This is a genomic window from Acinetobacter sp. CAU_H_60 (assembly GCF_058599385.1).
On sequence record NZ_CM178653.1, the window covers coordinates 1,730,271 to 1,753,321 of the forward strand.

General features: G+C 41.8%; 24 protein-coding genes and 1 pseudogene. 10 read left to right on the forward strand and 15 right to left on the reverse strand.

All coding sequences use genetic code 11. The annotated features are described in order from the left end of the window. Positions 1 to 4: 4 nt before the first annotated feature. On the forward strand, positions 5 to 106 hold the full coding sequence (gene cydX / locus AC4MBN_RS08030; protein ID WP_004783742.1) for a cytochrome bd-I oxidase subunit CydX: 102 nt from the start codon (positions 5 to 7) through the stop codon (positions 104 to 106). A 3-nt stretch (positions 107 to 109) separates the two neighbouring features. Continuing rightward, complete coding sequence (locus AC4MBN_RS08035; protein ID WP_159123153.1) at positions 110 to 412, forward strand: cyd operon YbgE family protein; 303 nt, start codon at positions 110 to 112, stop codon at positions 410 to 412. Here AC4MBN_RS08035 and AC4MBN_RS08040 read toward each other — a convergent pair. From AC4MBN_RS08040 to pyrG, 7 genes are all read right to left on the reverse strand, one after another. Beyond that, positions 405 to 821: a hypothetical protein gene (locus AC4MBN_RS08040; RefSeq protein ID WP_491880107.1), complete on the reverse strand. Its 417-nt coding sequence runs from the start codon at positions 819 to 821 to the stop codon at positions 405 to 407. The two genes, AC4MBN_RS08035 and AC4MBN_RS08040, sit on opposite strands and share 8 nt — an antisense overlap. Positions 822 to 958: 137 nt before the next feature. After that, positions 959 to 2,098, reverse strand: coding sequence for a rod shape-determining protein RodA (gene rodA / locus AC4MBN_RS08045; protein WP_180003734.1), 1,140 nt, complete (start codon positions 2,096 to 2,098; stop codon positions 959 to 961). Positions 2,099 to 2,198: 100 nt separating this feature from the next. After that, positions 2,199 to 2,912: a 2-C-methyl-D-erythritol 4-phosphate cytidylyltransferase gene (ispD, locus tag AC4MBN_RS08050; protein ID WP_491880108.1), complete on the reverse strand. Its 714-nt coding sequence runs from the start codon at positions 2,910 to 2,912 to the stop codon at positions 2,199 to 2,201. Beyond that, a complete protein-coding gene (locus tag AC4MBN_RS08055; protein WP_004783752.1) occupies positions 2,881 to 3,270 on the reverse strand; it encodes a septum formation initiator family protein in 390 nt (129 codons plus the stop codon). The genes ispD and AC4MBN_RS08055 overlap by 32 nt, the downstream gene beginning before the upstream one ends. 7 nt (positions 3,271 to 3,277) lie before the next feature. After that, positions 3,278 to 4,567 (reverse strand): phosphopyruvate hydratase, encoded by a 1,290-nt coding sequence (gene eno, locus AC4MBN_RS08060; RefSeq protein WP_034171067.1) that lies wholly within the window; start codon positions 4,565 to 4,567, stop codon positions 3,278 to 3,280. A gap of 44 nt (positions 4,568 to 4,611) precedes the next feature. After that, entirely contained in the window at positions 4,612 to 5,469 is an 858-nt protein-coding gene (kdsA, locus tag AC4MBN_RS08065; protein WP_004783756.1) for a 3-deoxy-8-phosphooctulonate synthase, read from the reverse strand. Between the two features lie 31 nt (positions 5,470 to 5,500). Beyond that, a complete protein-coding gene (pyrG, locus tag AC4MBN_RS08070) occupies positions 5,501 to 7,141 on the reverse strand; it encodes a CTP synthase (RefSeq protein ID WP_180054055.1) in 1,641 nt (546 codons plus the stop codon). Between the two features lie 228 nt (positions 7,142 to 7,369). On the opposite strand from pyrG, the gene AC4MBN_RS08075 reads away from it, so the two are divergent. Beyond that, a complete protein-coding gene (locus AC4MBN_RS08075) occupies positions 7,370 to 7,822 on the forward strand; it encodes a hypothetical protein (RefSeq protein ID WP_491880109.1) in 453 nt (150 codons plus the stop codon). A 61-nt stretch (positions 7,823 to 7,883) separates the two neighbouring features. On the opposite strand, the gene AC4MBN_RS08080 is transcribed toward AC4MBN_RS08075, so the two are convergent. The 3 genes from AC4MBN_RS08080 to AC4MBN_RS08090 form a co-directional block, all read right to left on the reverse strand. Beyond that, positions 7,884 to 8,990, reverse strand: a complete 1,107-nt coding sequence (locus AC4MBN_RS08080; protein WP_491880110.1) for a YheT family hydrolase — start codon at positions 8,988 to 8,990, stop codon at positions 7,884 to 7,886. Between the two features lie 69 nt (positions 8,991 to 9,059). Further along, positions 9,060 to 9,470 (reverse strand): nuclear transport factor 2 family protein, encoded by a 411-nt coding sequence (locus tag AC4MBN_RS08085; protein ID WP_312308569.1) that lies wholly within the window; start codon positions 9,468 to 9,470, stop codon positions 9,060 to 9,062. A 255-nt stretch (positions 9,471 to 9,725) separates the two neighbouring features. Next, positions 9,726 to 11,750 carry an oxidoreductase gene (locus AC4MBN_RS08090; protein WP_419364793.1) on the reverse strand — a complete coding sequence of 675 codons (2,025 nt, stop codon included), beginning with the start codon at positions 11,748 to 11,750 and terminating at the stop codon, positions 9,726 to 9,728. 166 nt (positions 11,751 to 11,916) lie between these two features. Between AC4MBN_RS08090 and AC4MBN_RS08095 the strand changes: the two genes are divergently transcribed. The 4 genes from AC4MBN_RS08095 (at position 11,917) to AC4MBN_RS08110 (ending at position 15,123) form a co-directional block, all read left to right on the forward strand. Further along, positions 11,917 to 12,465 (forward strand): PadR family transcriptional regulator, encoded by a 549-nt coding sequence (locus AC4MBN_RS08095; protein ID WP_419364795.1) that lies wholly within the window; start codon positions 11,917 to 11,919, stop codon positions 12,463 to 12,465. Between the two features lie 14 nt (positions 12,466 to 12,479). Beyond that, positions 12,480 to 13,412 (forward strand): alpha/beta fold hydrolase, encoded by a 933-nt coding sequence (locus tag AC4MBN_RS08100; RefSeq protein WP_419364797.1) that lies wholly within the window; start codon positions 12,480 to 12,482, stop codon positions 13,410 to 13,412. A 19-nt stretch (positions 13,413 to 13,431) separates the two neighbouring features. Further along, on the forward strand, positions 13,432 to 14,136 hold the full coding sequence (locus tag AC4MBN_RS08105; RefSeq protein WP_419364799.1) for an SIR2 family NAD-dependent protein deacylase: 705 nt from the start codon (positions 13,432 to 13,434) through the stop codon (positions 14,134 to 14,136). 87 nt (positions 14,137 to 14,223) lie between these two features. Then, entirely contained in the window at positions 14,224 to 15,123 is a 900-nt protein-coding gene (locus AC4MBN_RS08110; RefSeq protein WP_419364800.1) for a LysR substrate-binding domain-containing protein, read from the forward strand. A 324-nt stretch (positions 15,124 to 15,447) separates the two neighbouring features. Here the strand turns inward: AC4MBN_RS08110 and map are convergent, their stop codons facing one another. Then, positions 15,448 to 16,242, reverse strand: a complete 795-nt coding sequence (map, locus tag AC4MBN_RS08115; protein ID WP_004783779.1) for a type I methionyl aminopeptidase — start codon at positions 16,240 to 16,242, stop codon at positions 15,448 to 15,450. Positions 16,243 to 16,594: 352 nt separating this feature from the next. Here map and brnQ point away from each other — a divergent pair, with 352 nt between their 5' ends. Together brnQ and AC4MBN_RS08125 are read left to right on the forward strand one after the other, a co-directional pair. Then, positions 16,595 to 17,881, forward strand: a complete 1,287-nt coding sequence (gene brnQ / locus AC4MBN_RS08120; RefSeq protein ID WP_491880111.1) for a branched-chain amino acid transport system II carrier protein — start codon at positions 16,595 to 16,597, stop codon at positions 17,879 to 17,881. Between the two features lie 592 nt (positions 17,882 to 18,473). Further along, complete coding sequence (locus AC4MBN_RS08125; protein ID WP_004783783.1) at positions 18,474 to 18,689, forward strand: hypothetical protein; 216 nt, start codon at positions 18,474 to 18,476, stop codon at positions 18,687 to 18,689. A 102-nt stretch (positions 18,690 to 18,791) separates the two neighbouring features. Here the strand turns inward: AC4MBN_RS08125 and AC4MBN_RS08130 are convergent, their stop codons facing one another. Further along, a complete protein-coding gene (locus tag AC4MBN_RS08130) occupies positions 18,792 to 19,250 on the reverse strand; it encodes a hypothetical protein (protein WP_419364803.1) in 459 nt (152 codons plus the stop codon). A 117-nt stretch (positions 19,251 to 19,367) separates the two neighbouring features. On the opposite strand from AC4MBN_RS08130, the gene AC4MBN_RS08135 reads away from it, so the two are divergent. Then, on the forward strand, positions 19,368 to 20,234 hold the full coding sequence (locus AC4MBN_RS08135) for an alpha/beta hydrolase family protein (protein WP_491880112.1): 867 nt from the start codon (positions 19,368 to 19,370) through the stop codon (positions 20,232 to 20,234). Between the two features lie 152 nt (positions 20,235 to 20,386). On the opposite strand, the gene gltS is transcribed toward AC4MBN_RS08135, so the two are convergent. From gltS to AC4MBN_RS08150, 3 genes and pseudogenes are all read right to left on the reverse strand, one after another. Further along, positions 20,387 to 21,610: a sodium/glutamate symporter gene (gene gltS, locus AC4MBN_RS08140; protein WP_016659076.1), complete on the reverse strand. Its 1,224-nt coding sequence runs from the start codon at positions 21,608 to 21,610 to the stop codon at positions 20,387 to 20,389. 124 nt (positions 21,611 to 21,734) lie between these two features. Continuing rightward, positions 21,735 to 21,956, reverse strand: a pseudogene (locus AC4MBN_RS08145) (hypothetical protein). 607 nt (positions 21,957 to 22,563) lie between these two features. Further along, complete coding sequence (locus AC4MBN_RS08150; RefSeq protein WP_491880113.1) at positions 22,564 to 22,971, reverse strand: surface-adhesin E family protein; 408 nt, start codon at positions 22,969 to 22,971, stop codon at positions 22,564 to 22,566. Between the last annotated feature and the right edge of the window lie 80 nt (positions 22,972 to 23,051).

Below are 23,051 nucleotides of genomic sequence, written 5' to 3' on the forward strand. Positions count from 1 at the left end.
AATTATGTGGTATTTCGCATGGATTCTCGGCATTTTGATGGCCTGTTTCGCCGGTGTACTCAGTGCACTATATATTGAAAATCATCAAGACCTGGATGAGAAATAAGAGATGACAGACGCTGCAGTTGAACAAGTAAAGATAGAAAAAAAATCTAACCCTTTTGCAATGGTGATTTCTTGCCTATTGGCTTTTCCACTCGCAGCGGTGTTGCTGGTTCATCCTGCTGCAATGCTGGATGCTAACGGGGAATATAGCCACCGCGCCATGATGTTTATCATGATCGGCATTTCAGGCGGTTTTATTCACGGGGTTGGCTTTATCCCTCAGCACTGGTTCTGGAAATGGCTATTTAGTCCGTTTCTGGCTTGGCCGTTAATGCTATGGGGTTATTACACCTGGTTTCTTAATTAGGTATTAAACAGCCAAAAACAAAGCCCTCATTTGAGGGCTTTTTGTTCTTTATTTTTTTTTGTGAAACACAGCCTGTTTCATAGGTAGTTCCCAAATCCTGAAGAGATTGAGTAAACTGATTATCTAGTTTACTCACAAACTGGAATTCATCTTGCGCTGCCGCAAGATGCAGATTCTGTTTTGATAGATGCTTTAACTGCTTTAAACCGGTTGCATATTCACAGGCTTTAGCAATCATAAGTGCAGGATGCTCACGTCGGTCTACCGATGAGTTCAATACAGCAAGTTTTAACTCCAACTCATCATATTTTTGTTTGGTTTTTGCCTTAAATTCAGCCTGACTCAGTGGTTTGGCCCAAGCTGAAACAGATAACCCGAAAATTCCAATGGTTATCATTAATTTATTCATTTTCCCCTCAACAATAAAAACTACATACGATTTATCTAAGTTCTTGAATATTTATAACATAAAGCTACTTTTAATAAATACGAGCAATAAAAAAGCCAGAACTACTCTGGCTTTGAAAACTTACTTCATTGAATTTTCTACCGATGAGTATGAATTGACATCACAATACCCATCCCTGCCAACATGGAAATTACGGCTGTACCACCATAACTCATCAATGGCAAAGGGTCACCCGTCACAGGTAAAATCCCACTGACCATGCCTGAGTTTAAAAATACAAAGAAGAAAAAAGTCAGTCCGATCGCACCGGCATACAAACGGCCAAAGTTATGAAAGCTATTCATACCAATAATCAAACAGCGAATAATAATGGCCGTAAACAGGCTGAATAGCAGAAACACCCCGATAAAGCCAAATTCTTCTGCATAAGTCGACATAATAAAGTCGGTATGATGTTCAGGCAGATAACCTAGATGAGACTGCGTACCTTGTGAGTAACCTTTTCCCATAATTCCGCCTGAACCGATGGCAATTTTGGACTGGATAATGTTCCAGCCTGCGCCCAAGGCATCTGATTCTGGATCGAATAAAGTTAGAATCCGTTTCTTTTGATATTCCTGCAACAAGAACATCCACAGCAGCGGCACTGCAATAGCTAAAGCAACAAAGGCTCCAGCAATTAAACGCCATGACATGCCACTCAGGAACAGTACAAAAATCCCGGGGATCACCAGACCGATATTTAGATCGGGCTGTAATGCCACCAGTACGAAAGGTACGCCTAAAATTACCAAAGCACCGACAATGTCCAGAAACTTTGGAGGGAAAGGTTTACGGGCAAAGTACCAGGCCATCATCAGTGGCATGGCAAACTTCATTACCTCACTCGGCTGCATGCTCCCCACACCCGGCAATGTAATCCAGCGTGTTGCCCCCAGACGCTTTTCACCAATCACAAAGACCAGCAGTAGCATAAAGATACCGAACATATAAAAATATGGACTGGCAGCCTGATAAACCTTCGGTGGCACCTGTGCACAGATAAACATCACCACAAAGCCCACACCAAAACTGATCGCCTGGCGAATCACCATCCCCGAATCTTCAGAGGTAGCACTGTAAACCACCATCAGACCCAAGATCGCATTTAAAATCAGGAAACAAAGCAGCCATGGATCAAGGTGCAACTTGGTCCATCGGGAGGCATTCTGGGGATTAATACTACGACCATCGCGTGCGGACTGCCGCAAAAAACGATACTGCTGTGAAGGGATCATTGGCCCACGGGTAGAAAATTCATGATGGCGAAATTATAAGTTAAAGTGCTCCGGAATAAATCGCCATTGACTGATTTATTCCATTTTTATTGCAATATATTTAGCGCTGGGCAGCCAGAATCAGCTTGGCCAGTTCCAGATCATCTGGATAGGTAATTTTAATATTGTCAGAGCGACCTTGTACTACTTGAACTGGTTCGTCTATATGTTCCAGTGCACTGGCTTCATCGGTAATGGTAGCGCCATCTGCTAGTGCCTGCTGAATGGCACGTTTCAAGATTCCCAGTTTTGCCATTTGCGGGGTTTGTGCCTGCCATAATGTCGAACGATCTACTGTCGTTTCAATATCATGATTCTTTACGACACGTTTTAAGGTATCCCGTACCGGAATGGCCAGAATCGCCGCTTGATCGGTTGCAGTTGCAGTATTGACCAGATCAATCAAGGAACTCTGACTCACACAAGGACGGGCAGCATCATGCACCAACACCCAATCCTCTTCTGAAGCAATCTCAGATAAATATTGCAAGGCATTCAGTACAGAGTTGACGCGTTCTGCACCGCCCAAGCAAAAATGTGCTTTATCCAGATGAGAAAATGGCAGAGTCTTGGCAACATCATCCTGCACACCAATCGCAAGGACATAACCTGCTAATGGCAATTGATTCAGACGTGCAACCGTATGTTCAAGAACGGTTTGTTCCTGAATCATCTGGTATTGTTTAAGTTCGGTTTTGGAAAATCGGCTACCGGAACCTGCAGCTGGTAAAATGACCCACAATTTATGGTGTTGTTGGAACATCAGCTGATTCATTGGTTCTCAGGTCTACTTTATTCGGATTAAGATAAATCGGTTTATATTGAGTACTAATAGTGCTCATTTGCACAAAGGTTTCATGCGGCTTGATCAAACCTAGATCGAGACGAGCATGTTCTTCGATGGCTTCAATACCATTCTTCAAATCATAAACTTCTGCAGCCAGAACGCGATTACGTTCTTTCAGCTCTTCATTCAATTCTACTTGTTGCTGAATTTTCTGGGTCAATGCCTGATGGTCATTATAACCACCTTCACCAAACCAGTATAAATATTGAAACCCTGCGATCAAAACGATCGCAAGGCCCAACAGTACTTTACTCATCAAGGAGTCGAATACATTTAACATTGACATAAGTCGCTTAGTTCAAACCTTTGAACTCAGCTTTACCGCGATATGCAGCTTGAGTCAATTCTTCGATACGAAGTAATTGGTTATATTTCGCTACACGGTCAGAACGACAAAGTGAACCAGTCTTGATTTGACCTGCTGCTGTACCCACTGCAAGATCCGCAATAGTAGAATCTTCAGTTTCACCTGAACGGTGAGAGATTACAGTAGAGTAACCATTTGCTTTCGCAAGGTAGATGGCATCTAGAGTTTCAGTCAATGTACCGATCTGGTTGTACTTGATCAGGATTGAGTTACCTACTTTCTCGTTGATACCGCGTTGAAGAATCTTAGGATTCGTAACGAACAGGTCATCACCGACTAACTGGATCTTGTCGCCAAGGATAGAAGTCAGGTAAGACCAGCCTTCCCAGTCAGATTCGTCCAGACCATCTTCAATTGAGATGATTGGGTATTGGTTTACCAGACCTGCAAGGTAGTCAGCAAACTGGTTGCTTGTGAACGATTTATTGCCTTCGCCAGCCAGAATGTATTGACCGTCTTTGTAGAATTCTGAAGATGCGCAGTCAAGTGCAAGCATGATGTCAGAACCAGCTTTGTAACCAGTTTGCTCGATTGCAGACAGGATCACAGTAATAGCTTCTTCGTTAGAACGAAGGTTTGGTGCAAAACCACCTTCATCACCAACTGCAGTGTTTAAACCTTGTTTCTTCAAAACTGATTTTAAAGAATGGAAGATTTCAGCACCAGCACGTAACGCTTCAGAGAATGATGTGAAACCTACAGGCTCAATCATGAATTCCTGAATATCAACAGTGTTGTCTGCGTGAGCACCACCATTCAGGATGTTCATCATTGGAACAGGCATAGTCAAAATCTTTTGACCACGAAGATCTGCGATATATTGGTAAAGCGGAGTTTTCTTTTCTTCAGCAGCAGCACGCGCAGCAGCAAGAGATACTGCCAAAGTTGCGTTTGCACCTAATTTTTCTTTGTTTTCAGTACCGTCTAAAGCGATCATCGTGTTGTCGATGTCTTTTTGTTCGAATACTGATTTACCCACTAACGCATCACGAATCAGAGTGTTTACGTTGTTAACCGCAGTTTTAACACCTTTACCTAGGTAACGTGCTTTATCGCCATCACGAAGTTCTAAAGCTTCACGAGAACCAGTTGAAGCACCAGATGGTGCACATGCACGGCCAACTACGCCAGATGCCAGGATAACGTCTGCTTCGATGGTTGGGTTACCACGAGAGTCCAAAATTTCACGTGCACGAATGTCAACGATTTGGCTCATGAACAATTCCTCAGTTGATTAATAACAGGATGCTTAAAACTGCATCAATGGGTATCTAATTTTTCAAATCCTTTCACTAGAGTATCCAGCTCTTTTAATTGAGCCAGGAATGGTTCTAGTTGAGATAAACGCAAGGCACAAGGACCATCACATTTTGCCACATCCGGATTTGGATGAGCTTCCAGGAACAAACCTGCAAGACCTGTTGCCATACCGGCACGCGCCAGTGTAGTAATCTGCGCACGACGACCACCGGCAGAGTCAGCACGACCGCCCGGAGTTTGTAATGCATGCGTTACATCAAAGAACACAGGCACGTTCATTTCTTTCATGATGTCGAAGCCCAGCATGTCTACAACCAGATTGTTGTAACCAAAGGCAGAACCGCGCTCACAAAGAATTAGCTTGTCATTCCCTGCTTCCAGACACTTATGCAAAATGTGGCGCATTTCGTGCGGAGCAAGGAACTGGGCTTTTTTGATGTTGATGATGGCATCAGTTTTTGCCATCGCTTCAACCAGGTCAGTCTGACGACTTAAGAATGCAGGTAGCTGGATAATGTCAGCAACTTCTGCCACAGGAGCAGCCTGATACGGCTCATGTACATCAGTGATAATTGGCACATTAAAATGTTTTTTAATGTCGGCTAACCACTCGATTCCTTTTTCGAGGCCAGGCCCACGGAATGAGTTCAGGCTTGAACGGTTGGCTTTGTCAAAACTTGCTTTAAAGACATATGGAATATCTAAACGTTTGCAGATATCAACATAAGTCTCTGCAATTTCAAAAGCTAAGTCTTTCGACTCAAGTACGTTCATGCCGCCGAATAGTACAAATGGCAAGTGGTTTGCCATTTGTATATCGCCTAAACGTACAATTTCTTGTGGTTTTAATTGTGACATTTAAACTTCCTAGTTGTGTCTTAAACTCGCATTATTTGGTTTTTTGGTACTGTTTTTTCGCAGCATCAATGAAACCGGCAAATAATGGATGTCCATCACGTGGCGAGCTGGTAAATTCCGGATGGAATTGTACTGCAATAAACCAAGGATGTGCAGGAATTTCAACAGTTTCTACCAAGTGTTGCACCGGAGAATAACCAGAAATCTTCATGCCTTTTTCTTCCAGCACTGGGATATAACGGTTGTTCATCTCGTAACGGTGACGGTGACGTTCGATAATTTCATCCGCACCATACACTTCAGCAGTCTTGGTACCCGGTACCAGTTCAGACTTCTGTGCACCAAGACGCATTGTACCGCCAAGATCAGAATCTACTGAACGCTGTTGAACTTCACCGCGCTCATCTAACCACTCAGTGATCAGACCAATCAATGGAGATTTAGTTGAACGGTTGAATTCAGTCGATGTTGCGTCAGTAATACCCGCCACATTACGTGCATATTCGATCACAGCCAGCTGCATACCTAAACAGATGCCTAAGAATGGCACACCGTTTTCACGTGCAAAACGAATCGCTTTCATTTTGCCTTCAGTACCACGTTCACCGAAACCGCCTGGTACCAGAATCGCATCCGCATCTTTCAATACTTCATTGACATCTTGACTTTCAAGCTCTTCAGCATTGACATAATCGATCTGAACTTTCACGCGGTTTTGAATACCGGCATGTAAAAGTGCTTCGTTCACAGACTTGTAGGCATCTGGAAGTTCAACATATTTACCCACCATCGCAACACGTACAGTGTATTCAGGGTTCAGTAAAGCTTCTACCACATTATCCCAGTCAGACAGGTCTGCTTCTGGAAGATTGTCATAGCCGAAACGTTCACAGATAAGATCATCAACATTTTGTTCATAGAAAGTACGTGGAATCTGGTAGATCGTACGTGCATCTTTACACACGACCACTGCACGCGCTTCTACGTTAGTGAACAAGGCAATTTTACGCGTCGTATCTGCATCAACATCATGTTCAGTACGGCAGATCAAAATGTCTGGCTGAATACCAATAGACAAAAGTTCTTTTACTGAGTGTTGAGTTGGTTTAGTTTTTAATTCTGCTGCAGACTTAATGTATGGGAGTAACGTTAAGTGCATCAGCATCGTACGCTTATGACCAAGTTCAACCATTAACTGACGTACAGATTCCATGAATGGGAGAGATTCAATGTCACCTACAGTACCGCCGATCTCAACGATCGCAACGTCATAACCTTCGCCAGCGCGAAGTACACGTTCTTTAATGTTGTCAGTAATGTGTGGAATAACTTGTACAGTACCACCCAGGTAGTCACCACGGCGTTCTTTATTCAGAACATCCTGGTAAACACGGCCTGATGTAAAGTTATTCAGTTTGGTCATTTTCGCACGACGCAAGAAACGTTCGTAGTAACCCAAGTCTAAGTCTGTTTCAGCACCGTCTTCTGTAACAAAGACTTCACCGTGCTGGAATGGGCTCATAGTCCCTGGATCGACATTAATGTATGGATCCATTTTTACCATGGTCACTTTTAAACCACGGGCTTCTAAAAGTGCAGCAACAGAAGCAGCTGAAATACCTTTACCTAGTGATGAAACAACACCACCAGTCACGAAAATAAAATGGGTCATTGGGTTTCTCGTACAATCGAGCCTAAATCGGCCTGCAATGTTGCGCAATTTTACTTTACCTTGTACCAATAAAGCAAAGTCAATCCGCATCAAATCAAAGAACAATAAACAATTGACTATTCTAACAGCAATTCCTTAAAAAAATTACAGTAAGTTCATATGATTTATATATTGCATTTTGCTGCTATAATAGGAACATTCACACCCTACACTATTCTGTTTGATGCAATGATGATGAAGAAACTTTTAATCTGTACCCTGATCCTGACTGGCCTTACACTGACTGGTTGTGTAAAAAAAGAAGCTCCAAAAGAAGAACAAACCGAAGTTACTCCAGCATCTGAAGTGGTTGCTCCGGAACCTGTACAACTTGAGCCTGTTGAACCATTAGAATCAACACCAGTTGAACCGGTTGAAGAAGCACCAGCAGCACCGGCTGTTGAAATCCAGCGCGAACAAACTGCGAACACTACGACTGAAATTCGCCGTGAAGTTAAAAAACCAGAACCAGCTCAATCAGAGCCTGCGCCTGCAGCTGAAACAAATTCAAGCACTGAGCAGCCTGTAAAACCTGCAGCAACACCAGCCGCTCCTAAAAACAATTCATCTTCTGCAAACAAGTCTGAAGATGATGCAGTTGCAGATGCGATTGCTGCTGCTATGCCAGCACTTGAAAACTAATATAATCCTTCATCAAAAAAACCCAGCTTATGCTGGGTTTTTTATGGTTTAAAAATCTCTTTCAAGCTGCTGTCGGAGTATTGGAAAGTTGCAGTAAATAATCTGCCATCAGACGAGTGGCCCATGATTCTGTCTGCATTAAGCCCTGATAAAAGCCACAGTGGCTGCCTTTTTTAGTGGTGACGACCACAATATTCGGCATAGCTCGAATGGTATCCTTATACGGTTCCAGATTCTGGATATGACAGACCGGGTCATCTTCCGAGTTCAAAATCATCAATGGAATTTTGACATTTTCAAAGACATAAATTGGATTGGTGGCTTTTGTATAGCTTTCATAGTCTGAAAAGCCTGCCAGCTCATAGTAGTGTTGTTCAAATTCAGACAAGTCTTTCACCTCAAGCAATTGCTTCCATGAAGGATAAATCTGCCAGGTTTCCTGATAAGGATGGATAAAACGTTTGATCAGTTTTTTAGCCATGACTTTGCTATAAAACGGATGTACATAGGCAAAACCGGTTTCAGTGTTATAGCCTGGGCATAAAGCAAAGGCTGCTTTGAGCGGGGTTTGCTCGCCCTCTTCACCCAAGTAGCGAACCAACAGTCCTGTCCCCGCAGAGGAACCCACACCATAGAGATCGGACTGAGGAAACTTGTCCTGAATATAGAGCAGCTGTTCACGCAAGTCCTGAGTAGAGCCAAACAGATTCATTTTTGGTACAGGCATTGGCAGGTCAGCATGACCACGGCGCAAACACAGGGCAACACGCCAGCCTGTATATTTATGCAGATCACGTACCAGCTCCCGCATGGATTCTGGAGAACCGGTAATGGTATGTAATAGCACAATAGTAGGTGTACTTGGCGGTAAATCTAAACCATACCAGGCAATGCCAGTAATGCCGCCATCGGACATATTCAGCTGCTCAAGCACATCATATTGCAGCTTAATCGTGCGTTTTTTTATCAAGTCCAGATATAGAATGTGCGCATGCGCATTCGATAACCACGGTGTTGGACGATATTTCTGTTTTAAAAGTGGTAAACGTTCAATCACACCAGAAAATAAACCATTCGGATTATAATAAAGTGTTGGAAGATCTGCTCCGCTAAAGCGGTCCAGATATTCACTTGAAAGTTGACTCATTTTTTTAAGCCACATTTTCATCTGTATTCCCCTCTAGTTTTCTATCAGTGATGTACAAACTTCATGCCGACTTGAATCAATTTTAGGAAATTAAGTATTAGCCTGATAAGCCTGAATCCGCTGGCCCATTTCTATAGCTAAGGCTTCAAGTCCAGATTTCGGTCGTATCATTACTTCAAAATCAATGATCTGACCTTCATCATTGAACTGAATCATGTCGATTCCCTTAAGTTTCTTATCGCCGACATTGGCTGAGAACTCAAGTACAACATTGTTACCATCTTCACTAAGAAATTCGCGGTGATAAGTAAAGTTTTCAAAGACCTGAATCACATTGGTCAAGATAAAAAATACAACCTGTTTCCCGGGATAAGGCTGAAAAGCCACGGGCGAGCGGAATACGACATTATCCGCGAGGAGTTCATTCAATATGGACATGTCACGTGTTTCTAACATTTCATGCCAGCGTGTAATGGCCTGTTTTGTTGTTTCAATTGTCATTTTAGATTCCTTTTATTTTTAAAGTTCTATCTATACGCTTTCTTCGTTTTAATAATGAAATTCCCCCTGAGCGAGACTTAAGCACTGCTTTAAGTCGAAGCGCAAGAAAGAGGGTTAGGGGGATTCTGGTGTTTCAGAATAGAATCCTCTCCCTAACCCCCTCCTTTAACAAAGGAGAGGGAACGTTGCTAATCAACTTTCTTTCATGACAATTTCGCATGAAAGCAAAAACTGTCATCTTTTAAGTTTTATCAATTAAATCACCGCAGCCAATTCAGCACCCTGACGGATCGCACGTTTCGCATCCAGCTCACCTGCTTCTTTCGCACCACCAATGAGATGCACGTTTTTACCGGCAGCTTTCAGTTCATCAAACATGGCAGTATAAGATTCCTGACCGGCACAGATAATGACATTATCTACGTCTAACACTGCAGGTTGGTCATTTACCATCACATGCAGGCCCTGATTATCAATTTTTTCATAGCTTGCACCGGCAATCATTTTGACATTACGATGTTTTAAGCCAGTACGGTGAATCCAGCCTGTGGTTTTACCCAGACTTGAGCCAACAGAAGCTGCTTTACGCTGCAATAAATAAATTTCACGTTCAGGTTGTTCTACATTGGCTGTCTTGAGTCCACCGACATTTTCATAGTTAGTGTCGATTCCCCATTCATCATAGAATTTTTCCGGATTGACACTACCACTTTCAGTTCCATGACTGAGTAGTTCGGCTGTATCAAAGCCAATACCCCCTGCACCAATAATCGCCACACGCTGACCGACTGGTTTACGCTCTCTTAGTACCTCCAAATAAGACAACACTTTAGGATGATCAATTCCAGGGATATCGAGCTGACGCGGTGTCACCCCAGTGGCAACCACGATGTCATCAAATTCAGCTGAAACCAGCTGATCAAAGGTGGCGGTACAATTTAATTTCAATTGAATACGTGGTTGCAATTCAATCTGACGTTTGAAATAACGCAAAGTTTCATAAAACTCTTCCTTACCTGGAATGGTCTTCGCAATATTAAATTGCCCACCAATCTGCGCCGAAGCTTCAAATACAGTGACATGATGACCACGACCTGCTGCATAGATAGCAAAGCTTAAACCTGCCGGCCCTGCACCGATCACTGCAATATTTTTGGCAACACTGGTTTCCTTAAAAATCAGTTCAGTTTCATAACACGCGCGTGGATTCACCAGACAGGTGGCAATTTTCATCGAGAAAATATGATCCAGACAGGCCTGATTACAACCGATACAGGTATTGATTTCATCACTACGGCCCTGTTCTGCTTTTAAGACAAACTCAGAGTCTGCCAGCATTGGACGTGCCATTGACACCATATCGGCATCGCCTGTAGCCAGGACATATTCTGCCATTTCCGGGGTATTAATACGGTTAGACGTAATAAGAGGAATATTCACCTGACCTTTTAGCTTGCGCGTAACCCAAGTAAAGGCCGCACGTGGTACTTTGGTGGCAATGGTCGGAATACGCGCTTCATGCCAGCCAATGCCGGTATTGATAATTGTCGCGCCCGCTTTCTCAATGGCCTTGGCCAGCTGGATTACTTCTTCTAGAGTTGAGCCACCTTCAACCAGATCCAGCATCGAAAGACGATAAATAATAATAAAGTTTTCACCGACCATTTCACGGGTACGGCGTACAATTTCAATCGGGAAACGGATACGGTTTTCATAGCTGCCACCCCATTCATCATCACGATGATTGGTACGTGCTGCGATGAACTCATTGATCAGGTAACCTTCTGAGCCCATGATTTCGACACCGTCATAACCAGCGTATTGAGCCAGTCTGGCACAGTTGGCAAAATCATCGATGGTCTGCTGCACTTCAGCCGAGCTTAAGGCATGCGGTTTGACTGGATTAATCGGTGCCTGAATTGGAGACGGCGCAACATTTTCTGCCTGATAAGAATAACGGCCGGTATGCAGAATCTGCATGGCAATTTTCCCGCCAGCTTCATGTACAGCTTGGGTAATCACTTTATGCTTTTCAGCTTCTTCAATGGTGTCGAGTTTGGAACCACCCTGAAAAGTGACGCCATGATCATTCGGTGAGATACCACCCGTGACGATTAAAGCCACACCACCCTTGGCACGTTCTGCATAAAAGGCAGCCATCCGATTATAACCACCCGGTGCTTCTTCTAAGCCCACATGCATGGAGCCCATCAAGACACGGTTTTTAAGCGTGGTAAAACCCAGATCCAGTGGGGCAAGTAAATTCGGATATTTAGACATTTCAACTCCCTAGCGTGCAGATGTGCTGGCTATTTTTATTCAGGCTGACTGATTTATTTCCATCAAGCAGCAGCCTTATGCAACTTGTTGCACTAATTTATAGTGCAGAATTGATTTTTATGCAACATGTTGCATAATAATCCCGAGTCACTTTTTTGAGACGTTTATGTCTTTATCACATGTTTTACTCACCAGCCTGATTGAGAAACCGAGCACCGGCATTGAACTGGCGCGCCGTTTTGACCGCTCCATGGGCTTCTTCTGGAATGCCACCCATCAGCAGATCTATCGTGAACTGAATGCCATGCTGCAAAAAGGCTGGATTTCGACCATAGAAGAGGAAGATTCTCATAGCCGTAAAAAAACCTATCAAGTAGAACGGCTCGGCCGTGAAGAACTGGCTAACTGGATGTTAGAACATAGTTCACCTGCACAGCTTCGTGAAGAACTGATGGTTCGTCTGCGTGCAGAAGCCCAGCTTGGCGGCAACAGCACCTTACCTGAACTGGAACGTCATCTAGAAATACATAAAGAGAAACTTAAAACCTATCTGCAGATTTTCGCCAAAGACTTTGCTCAAGCTGACGAAAATGACCGAACCCTGTATATTCATAAAATGATTCTGCAACTGGGTATTGATCAGGAACTGGGCTGGATTGCCTGGCTGGAACAGGTTATTCCCAGACTTAAACAATTCGATGTAAAAAAATTATAAATACGGAGATATGCATGCCCTTCTATACCATGCCAGATGGCGAACAGTTATTTGTACGTGAATACGGTCAGGGTCAACCGGTACTGGTCCTATCAGGTCTGGGCATGTTGAGCTGGCAATGGGCAGCTTTTCTCTATCCACATCAGAAAAATTTCCGCTTTATTATTCCTGAATGGCGTGGTTTTGGAGCGTCTAGTCACTGCAAAATCCCGCAAGACCTGGATGCAATTTCCAGTCATTGGCTTGATGTTCAGTCGGTGATCCAGCAGCTCAATTTAGATCAATTTATTGTGATTGCTTACTCTATGGGCGCAACCACCACCATGCATGGCTTGTGCTATGGGGATTTTGCCAAACATATAGCAGCTTATTTGCATATTGATCAAACACCGAAGATTTCGGTCGATGATGCCTGGGTATTTGGACTTTTTGGTCCACGCCATCAGGAATTTATTGAAATTTTGCAGCAGCTTTCAACATTACTTGCAGAACATCGGCAGATTGAATTCATTCGGGATCTGGATAATTCAGTACGTCAGCAAATTGCAGCATTATGGCTGCGCTTTATCCAGCTACAAAATGATCGTCCTGCCAGTTTAAAAGTGTTTAAGTTCATCCTGAATCAACCTCGTCTGCAAAGCCTGCTCCTGCCTTCCAGCCGGGTAGACTATATGATGTGGTATATCAATAATTATTTATATCATCAGGAAGATTATCGTGAAGCTCTGGCGAAGCTTACTTGTCCGGTGACTTTCTTTAGCGGTGTGCAGTCTAAACTCTATCCTGTTGAAGGTCAGCGCCTGATTGCCCAAAGCCTGCCTCAGGCTAAACAGGTACTTTTCACAAAATCTGGCCATACCCCTTTACTGACCGAGCCCCTCAAATTTGCCAGGGAGCTCGGCATCTTTCTGAAAGAAAATTTACAGTCCAGCTCTTCAGCGGCCTAAAGACTCAGGAGAAGAAATCATGAAAAAACTGGTGGTGTTTTCAGGTGCTGGTATGAGTGCGGAAAGTGGGATCAACACCTTTCGTGATAGTGATGGGCTTTGGGAACAGTATCGTATAGAAGAAGTGGCCACACCGGAGGCTTGGGCTAAAAATCCGGAACTGGTGCAACGCTTTTATAATGCTCGACGTAAAAATATTCTGGAAGCACAACCAAATGCAGCTCATCAACTCATTGCCGAACGCGAAGATGATTTTGATGTCCATGTGATTACTCAAAATATTGATGATCTGCATGAACGTGCCGGAAGTTCCAAGGTCATTCACCTGCATGGCAATATCCGCCTAGCCAAAACCTCAGGCCCGAATTGCCAGTACACCACCGAGTTTTATCCGATTGAAGGGACTGAATTAGATTTAACTAAACACTTCTGTAAGGAAGGCTATCCACTACGTCCACATGTGGTCTGGTTTGGCGAAGCAGTTCCGGCTTATGAAGAAGCCCAAGATTGTGTACAGGATGCTGATATTTTTGTGGTCATTGGAACCAGTCTGCAAGTATATCCAGTTGCTGGCTTAATCCATGAAATTCCAGCTCACTGTACAGCTTACTATATTGATCCCAAAGCAGATCAACAGCATTTACCAGTTCAGTTTCACAAGATTTCCCAGACGGCCACAGAAGGCATGAAAACCTTACTTAAACTACTTGAGTCCGAGATCTAGTCATCATTCAAAATTCGTATTCTATAGTTGACAGTATGCAACAATCATTTTTTAATCAGCCTATTGTTGCAGGAATGGAATTAAACGATGCTGACTGATCTGGATGATTTTTACTGTTTTGCGCAGGTCGTGGAACATGGCGGCTTTAGTGCAGCCGAACGTGCCACCGATATTCCCAAATCCAAGCTCAGCCGCCGCGTTTATAATCTAGAAGAACGACTTGGCGTCCGCCTGATTCAACGTAGTTCTCGTCATTTTGCAGTCACCGATATTGGAATGAATATCTATCGACATGCACAAGTGATGCTCAGTGCAGCACAGGCCGCCCATGATCTGGTGGATCATCTCAGTACTGAACCGCGTGGCACCATTAAAGTGAGCCTGCCCGTCTCCATTGCCCAGAATGAAATGGCAAAAATCCTGCCGGATTTCCTGAAAAAATATCCTGAAATTAAAGTCCAGATGATGATCACTAATCGACGTGTGGACATTATTAATGAAGGTTTTGATCTGGCTTTACGCGTGCGCTCTAGCCTGGATGACGATCCAAATCTAGTGATTCGTCAGTTTGAAAAAATTGAACAGCATCTGTTTGCCAGTCAGGGCTATTTAAACGAATTTGGCGATCTGAAAACGCCTGAACAACTCTCTGAACATAAAATTTTAAGCATGGCTGAGGAACATACTGAACAGTTCCTGGTATTGCAGAATGAGCAACAGCAACAGAAGAAAATCCGGATCAGCCCCACCGTAATGGGATCAGACCTGAATATGCTGGCACAGCTGGCAGCTTCAGGCTGTGGTATTACATTACTGCCCGATAATGTCGTGCAGCAATATGTAGAACGTGGCGAACTGGTTCGGGTACTTTCAGACTGGAAAACTGCTCATGGCATTTTTCATCTGGTTTATCCTTCCCGTCGTGGTCTGTTACCAGCTGTACGGGTATTTATTGATTATCTGGTTGAACACCTGCATCTTGTATAAAAGGAATATTTCAGGCAAAAAAAATAGCTCATTCTTGGGGAAAAATGAGCTAATAAAAACGATTCACTACAGCATGAAGTGAACGAAAGGAAACTACTACCGCCAAGCCAAATCTAATCTACTCTAATATACAGCAATCAGAAATCTAACAAAGCAAACATCAACTAACTATAAATAGATATCAACTAACTATAAATAGATTAAGAGGATTTGGCTGGTTAAACCACTTCTTCATGTAGTGTTTTGTAAGCTTTCGTCACTAATAGCAAGCAAGCTGTAATTTATGTAAGCTACTGTATTTCAATGCATAACATGAAAAATAATTTAAATTTCCGGATACTCGCCTGTACCTTCTGGCCATGGTGATAACAGCTCAAAACCTGTGTCGGTTACAACTACCATGTGTTCCCATTGAGCTGACCAGGATTTATCTGCAGTCACCACTGTCCAGCCGTCCTTCAGCTCTTTAACACGCGCTTTACCCATGTTGACCATAGGTTCAATGGTAAAGACCATACCGGGTACCAGTTTGATGCCCTGACCTGGTTGTCCGTAATGCAGAATGTTTGGCTGTTCGTGATAAATTTTACCAATCCCATGACCACAATATTCACGCACGATGGTATAGCCTTCACGCTGTGCAACAGACTGAATTGCATAACCAATATCGCCTAGGGTTGCACCCGGTTTAACGGCATGAATTCCGGCAACCATGGCTTCATAAGTAGTTTCGACCAGACGTTTGGCTTCAGGAGATGGTGTACCGACATAATACATCCGGCTGGTATCGCCAAAATAACCGTCTTTAATGATCGCAACGTCAATATTAATAATATCGCCGTCTTGTAATACGGTATTTGGAGATGGAATACCATGACAAACCACTTCATTCGGTGAAATACAGGTGGTTTTGGTATAACCATAATAACCAATATTGGCTGGCGTCACTTTTAGCGTATTGACGATAAAATCATGACAGATGTCATCCAGATATTCAGTCGTAACACCCGGCTTGACATGCTCCCCGATCATTTCCAAAACCTGTGCAGCCAAACGTCCAGATATACGTAATTTTTCGATATCTTGTTCGGTTTTCAGAGTAATTGCTGGAGCTCGCATGGATCTATCCTCAAGGTGAATCAGGAAATTATAGTCCTTTTTCAGCCAAGATGCGCATTTGTTCGCTCTGCATGACAATTCTTAAAACTTGCTATAGAGAATCTCAATGCTGCTTATTTATACAAACAATAAGCCGAATATAATGAAATAAAGTCTAAATGATTTATTTATTTAAAAATAAATTATAATTTTTTCAACTGAATATCAAAGATATATTTCTACCAAGCTTTTAAAGTTCACATTATCCGATCGTCAAGATCAGTAAAATCAAGGCTTTCGGCATTAAATTAAACTCCAAAAATCATCATATATACACTAAAATCGCTTTCTTTTATTTATCTATTCTCCCTCTATGACAAGTCTCCGTACAAGAGATATTGTGGCCTTAGGTTTTATGACCTTTGCACTGTTCATTGGTGCGGGCAACATTATCTTTCCACCGATTGTGGCTCAACAAGCCGGTGAGCATGTATGGTTAGCTGCCTTAGGTTTCCTGATTACGGCAGTTGGCCTACCTGTCATCACCATCGTGGCATTGTCACGTGTTGAAGGTTCGATCCAGATCTTAAGTTCTCCATTAGGTAAAGCTGCCAGTCTTTTACTGACTGTCGTGTGTTATCTGACGGTTGGGCCTTTATTTGCGACACCACGTACTGCAACCGTTTCTTATGAAATCGGCTTCTCTTCATACTTTGGCAATGCACCTAGCAACCTGCTGATCTATAGTGTGATCTATTTTGCTGTAGTGACTCTGGTTTCCCTTTATCCAAATAAGATTTTGGATACGGTTGGCTACTTCCTGTCTCCAGTAAAAATTATCGCATTGATTATTTTAGGCGGTGCTGCAGTATTGATTCCTGCCGGCAAACCACCGGCTGCAGTGGGTAACTATGTTACAAGCCCGGTTACTGAAGGCATCGTTAATGGTTATCTGACCATGGATACCTTAGGTGCATTGGTCTTTGGTATTGTGATTGTGCGTGCGATTACTTCTCGTGGCGTAACGGATCGCAAGCTGATTACCAAATATGCAGTCAATGCAGCGATTATTTCTGGTATCGGTTTGACGCTGGTGTATCTCAGCCTGTTTAAACTAGGCTTAGGTAGTCATGATGTTGCCCCTAATGCTGCGAATGGTGCGATTATTCTGCATGCCTATGTACAACATGCTTTTGGTGATATGGGTGCTTATTTCCTTGCCACCATGATCTTTGTTGCCTGCATGGTGACTGCGATTGGCTTAACCTGTGCATGTGCTGAATACTTCTCCTCTATTACCAAACTGCCTTATAAAGCCTATGTCTTTGTACTGGTCGGCTTCTCGCTGGTGATTTCAAATCTTGGTTTGACCAAACTAATTGCCGTTTCTGTGCCTGTATTGAGCGCGATTTATCCGCCTGCGATTGCAGTGATCCTGCTAAGCTTCTGCGGTCATTTCTTTAAAAAGCCTGCTCAAGTTGTTGCACCGACTACACTGGTTGCATTTATTTTCGGTGTTTTTGATGGCCTTAAAGTTGCTGGCCTTGAATTACCTGAATTGCTACAGAACTTACCGCTTTCTGAAAAAAATATGGCATGGCTGATTCCATCTCTTATTGTTCTTGTCATTGCCGCTGTGATTGACCGCATCAGAAATTAATCTTTCTAAGAGGTCATAAAAATCGTATTTTTACCCAAAATCCGGTTTTAGCGTGATCAATATCTGTCAGGTTTTACCCAAACCGGCATTTATTGTTTACACCCTCTATTCTTGGTCACAGCCAAATTAAATTTTAAAATACTTTATAAACTTTTAATCAATTATTTTAATTAGCTTCTTTCTTACTTCCGTTTTCATTCTTTAGCAGAAGATCAACACAACTCGCTATTTTACTGTTTTTTAAACATATTGTTTCCTGATTAAACCAACTAACTCTCATCATTCTACATAGACTTACATTTTCTAGATTATCTCTACAAATCTTTGGCGTAGAATTTGCTTTTCCCTATGGTAGCAATGAATGATCGCTTGACACTTCAGTCGGACTGCCCTCGCTGAAATGTTTAAGATGATGATTCGGAGGCAATCATTGATTAGTGCAGTAATACGACTAAAGGAGGCCTTTTTTAACTGTTAAAGTTCACTTAAATAGTTGCAAAGGTTGAAATTAAGAAGTACAACTGTATATTCAATTCAGACTAAATCAATAAGATTTACTCTTCAATAATACAAATAAACGGGAGGGATGGAGATGTTATCAGTACATTTCAAAAAGCAAGTCTTCATTGACGCTCTTAAGGCAAATACCAATCTGGTGACTTTCTTGAGCACCACGGTTGCGCTTATGCTGACCTTGATTGTGCATTGTTTAATTCAAGGCAATTTAAAATTTGAGTACGTCGGTTATGCCTTGATTGTCTCAGCAGCCTTTTTCTTATGGGCTGTGATCGACCAGAAATACCGATAATTTATTAATAAATTTATATCCCAGTGGATGATCTGGCCAGTCATCCATCTGGCAGAAAAGAATTGAGCAAAAGGCTCAAAAAATAAAATCAACCATTAAAAATTAGAATAATCCGATCGCCGCCCCATAAAGAAGCACACTTGTCCCTCCTAATTCCGCAATAATCAAACCTAACATTGCCAAAGTCATAAGTACGCCCGGCAACTGAAATTTCCCCAGTTGATGCGGTCGCTTAAACTGATTTGTCGTGTCTTTCAAAAACCCATGCAAGATATACGCACCAATCGAGAAACTGAAAAAGAGAACATTGATCAATACACAGACCAAATTAACTTGCGAAGATAGTGCTGAATAGTAAGCCAACACTGCCAGAATCAATGTTGCAGGTGCATAAAGCAGGCTGCTGCGATGAGCAATATCCACATAATAATGCGCCCGTGAATTTACAGACTGACGGATTTGCCAATATTTCCATACCCCGGTTAACATCCCCACCCATAAGAATATTCCACTAAAAATAATCGCGATCTTTACTGCCAGATCAAGTTCTATTCCCTGCATATTTTCATTCCGTTTTTTATCATCGTACTGACTTTTTAGTCATTGTTTTAACAAGTTTCTTTGAAGAAGTCAGGTAAATTTAAGCATTCATTCTGATTCAAAAATATAGTGTAGCCCATGTCTGAATTCGAAACATTGACTCTAAAGTGCCAGGATGGCTATCAATTAAGTGCACGTTTTTATCCAGTCACTGAGACTGAAAGTAAGAAATCTCCCATATTAATCTGCCCTGCGACTGGCATTACCAAACAGTTTTATCATAGTTTTAGCTGCTGGTTGCAAACTCAGGGTTATGCAGTGCTGGTATTTGATTTTCGAGGTATCGGCGAATCTTTAAAAGGTTCGGTTAAGCAGTCTAAAGCCAGTATTGTGCAATGGGGACAACTGGACATTCCGGCTGCAATTGATGCGCTATTAGCTAAGACTCAGACAGAAAAGGTCATCTTACTCGGTCATAGTGCTGGTGGACAGCTTCTGGGTATTGTCCCAAACTATGCCAAAGTGGAAAAAGTCGTGGCAATTGCCGGATCGACGGGTCATGTTAAAGGTTTAAGAGGGAGAACCAAATTGCTGGCGCCAGTGATGTTCAATATCATTTTCCCATTGGCACGTATCACCAAAGGCTATGGTCCAACTCAAGCGATTGGTATGGGTGAAAACCTGCCAAAAGATGTGGCGCGTGAATGGGCAGAATTTTGTAGTAAACCAGGTTATATAATTAATGCGATTGGTAAAAAGATCGCACCAGCACATGACTATCATGCTCAGATCACCTGCCCGATTACCTCAATCTGGGCTTCAGATGATGAAATCGCCACTCAAGCAAATGTCAAAGACTTGCTGCGCTTATATCCAAAAGCAGCCACAGAAATGATTGAGCTAAAACCCCAGGAATATGGTCATAAAGGGATTGGCCACATGCTGATGTTCAAGAAATCTCATCAAAACTTATGGTCAGTCATTGAGCAACAGTTATCTGCCTAAAGATGATTTAAATGGCTATTGATAGGTTAATGTGCTTTAATACGCTCAGTATGAGATGAGCCTCTTACAGTATGTACCTCAGATGTGCATACGACTAGCCCCTAACCATGGGGCTTTTTAATGTCTATATGATTTTGAAGTCGTATTAAAATTTAACCGAAAAATGCAATGATACTCTGAATCACCACAGCATTCACAATATCAATAAAAAATGCACCACACAGCGGTACGATCAAAAAGGCTTTGTGCGATGGACCATAGCTATTGGTAACTGCCTGAATATTGGCAATCGCAGTCGGGGTTGCTCCCATACCAAAACCACAATGCCCTGCTACCAATACGGCTGCATCGTAATTTTTTCCCATAATCCTAAAGGTCACAATTGCGGTAAATAAAATCAGTACCGCTGTCTGCGCAAACAAAATGGTAATGAGCGGGCCTGCCAAATCGGCCAATAACCAGAGTTGCAGTGACAGTAAAGCCATAGATAAATACAGGGATAATGACGCATTTCCGAATACATCAATGGCACGGTCGAAAATATCGACTTTCAGTACATGCTCTAGGAAGTTACGTACAATCACCCCTGTCCCTAAAGCCCAGACAAAGGTCGGTAGTTCAAACCATCTTCCCTGACTGATCTCTGTCATTTCATTCGCAACAAATATACATAGTGCAAACATCCCCAAAGTCGACACTGCATTACTGGCTGTAATCAACCGGGTTTTCTTTGGATATTCGAAGGGTGCGGTGTTGATGCTAGTATCGAGTTGTTGTTCATTGGTCTCTTGCGCTACTGTCTCTGCCAACTGATTTCGTTTAATCAAGAATTTGGCAACCGGACCACCCACAAGCCCACCAATAACCAAACCAAAAGTAGCACTTGCCATTCCGAGGACAATTGCCCCCTGTATTCCATATTGAGTTTCAAGCACTTCACCCCAAGCACCGGCAGTACCATGTCCACCCGTTAAGGTAACAGAACCGACAATCAGACCAATCAATGGATCAAGCCCAAGTGCTGTGGCTAAACTCATACCCACCGCATTTTGTACAACTACAAATAGAATGACACAGACCAGAAAGATCAGCAGTGATTTCCCACCTTCTTTGAGCTTGGTAAAGTCTGCACTTAAACCAACAGAGGTAAAGAACATCAGCATCAGAATGGTTTGAATTTCTGAGTCAAATGTGGCACTGATATTAAAAAATTTATAGAGAATAAAAGCTGTAATCGCTGCGATTAGACCGCCGATTACAGGCTCAGGTAAGTTATAGTTTCTAAAGAAGCTAATTTTACTAACAAGATACCGCCCAATAAAAAGAAAAAATACTGCAATCACCAAGGTGCCAAAGGCATCGATTTCATAATTCATAACATTCCCTATTAGCTTTATTTTCATACAGTTTTAGGAAAACAGTATAAAAAATCAATTTTAGAAATGTTATGCAAGTTATTGTTTCTAGTAATTGTTTAATTTATGTCCTAAATAGATTCAATTAATACGATGGAATATCATAAACCCAATTGTGTACTTGCTGGTCTGTCGTACTTTCACAAACATAATAATCATGATCCCAAGCATCTTGATGGAAGATTTCCTTTTTATGGTAATTCACCTGTTTACCATTTTCGACTCAGACAAAGCTGTCACCTTGGTCTTTGATTTGGGTTCCGTTAAGGAAGCCACCGATACAGAGGAAGCGGGATTGTTTTGACATGTCTTTACTTCAACTTTTCATTTATTTATATATACGTGGATTCAACGATAGAATGAGCCAACTTTAAAGCTTTTGGACTTATACAAGCTTAAATTAGTGAGCTATGTTCGTTATAGGAAGCAAGTAAGCCGAGTCCATTACGGTCGTAGTAACGCTGACGATCGTACACTAACATATTGGTTATGACATTTTTAGTTTTAAGATACTATTCTTTTTATTTATCATACTTTTTAACTTCGACACTTGAACTTGTGGAGTGAGTAATTGCTAAGAGCAGCAATCTAAAAGTTAGTCTCATAAAAAGTCACCTCTTTTATAGAGATGATTTATAAAATTTGAAATGAATCCAATGTATTCGCATTTCTCGTAGATTTACTTTTTTAATATAAATTAAAATTAAATATTTACACCTTCAATAAAAGCCTAATTAGTATTTTATTATCTAAATTAGGTTATTAAAATAATATAAATAAATCATATAGTACTATTAACACTTAATTCATTCAGCCAAGCACAAAACTTATTCTTTTATATACTCTATATTAGAGTAACATACCTATTTCCATATTTAAATTCTCATAACATTTAAACTAGCACTGCAAATATATTAATTTTCTGCTAAATCTCCATATAAAATACCGCAAACTATATTAGTAAAGTCTTCCCCTTTCGAATCAGGTATTACAGGCTTATATTTTGGCACATTAAAAACATATTGATCTATCAATTTAGTTTTTTTATATGCGTAATATGCTTTTAAAGCTAGCTCATTTGTTTTACATTTCACACTATATTTAACAAGCCTATGATCACCAACAGATAAACTATCTTTTGTTTTATCCGTGTGAACTACCATCTTAAGCCAAAAATCAGCATATTCTAATGTTTCATAAGTTTTAGTAATCCGTGCTGGATCCATATATGTTGTAAATTCCTCATCTTCTATAATTTCTATCCATTCTGCATATGCAAAAACTGGGCAAGCAGCCAATAAAAGTGATATTAATTTTTTCAACTAATTTCTCCTAAAATACTTAATTTATTTCTACTATGTCAGATAATAAGTAAATTGATAAAAATAAGGGCTGATAAATC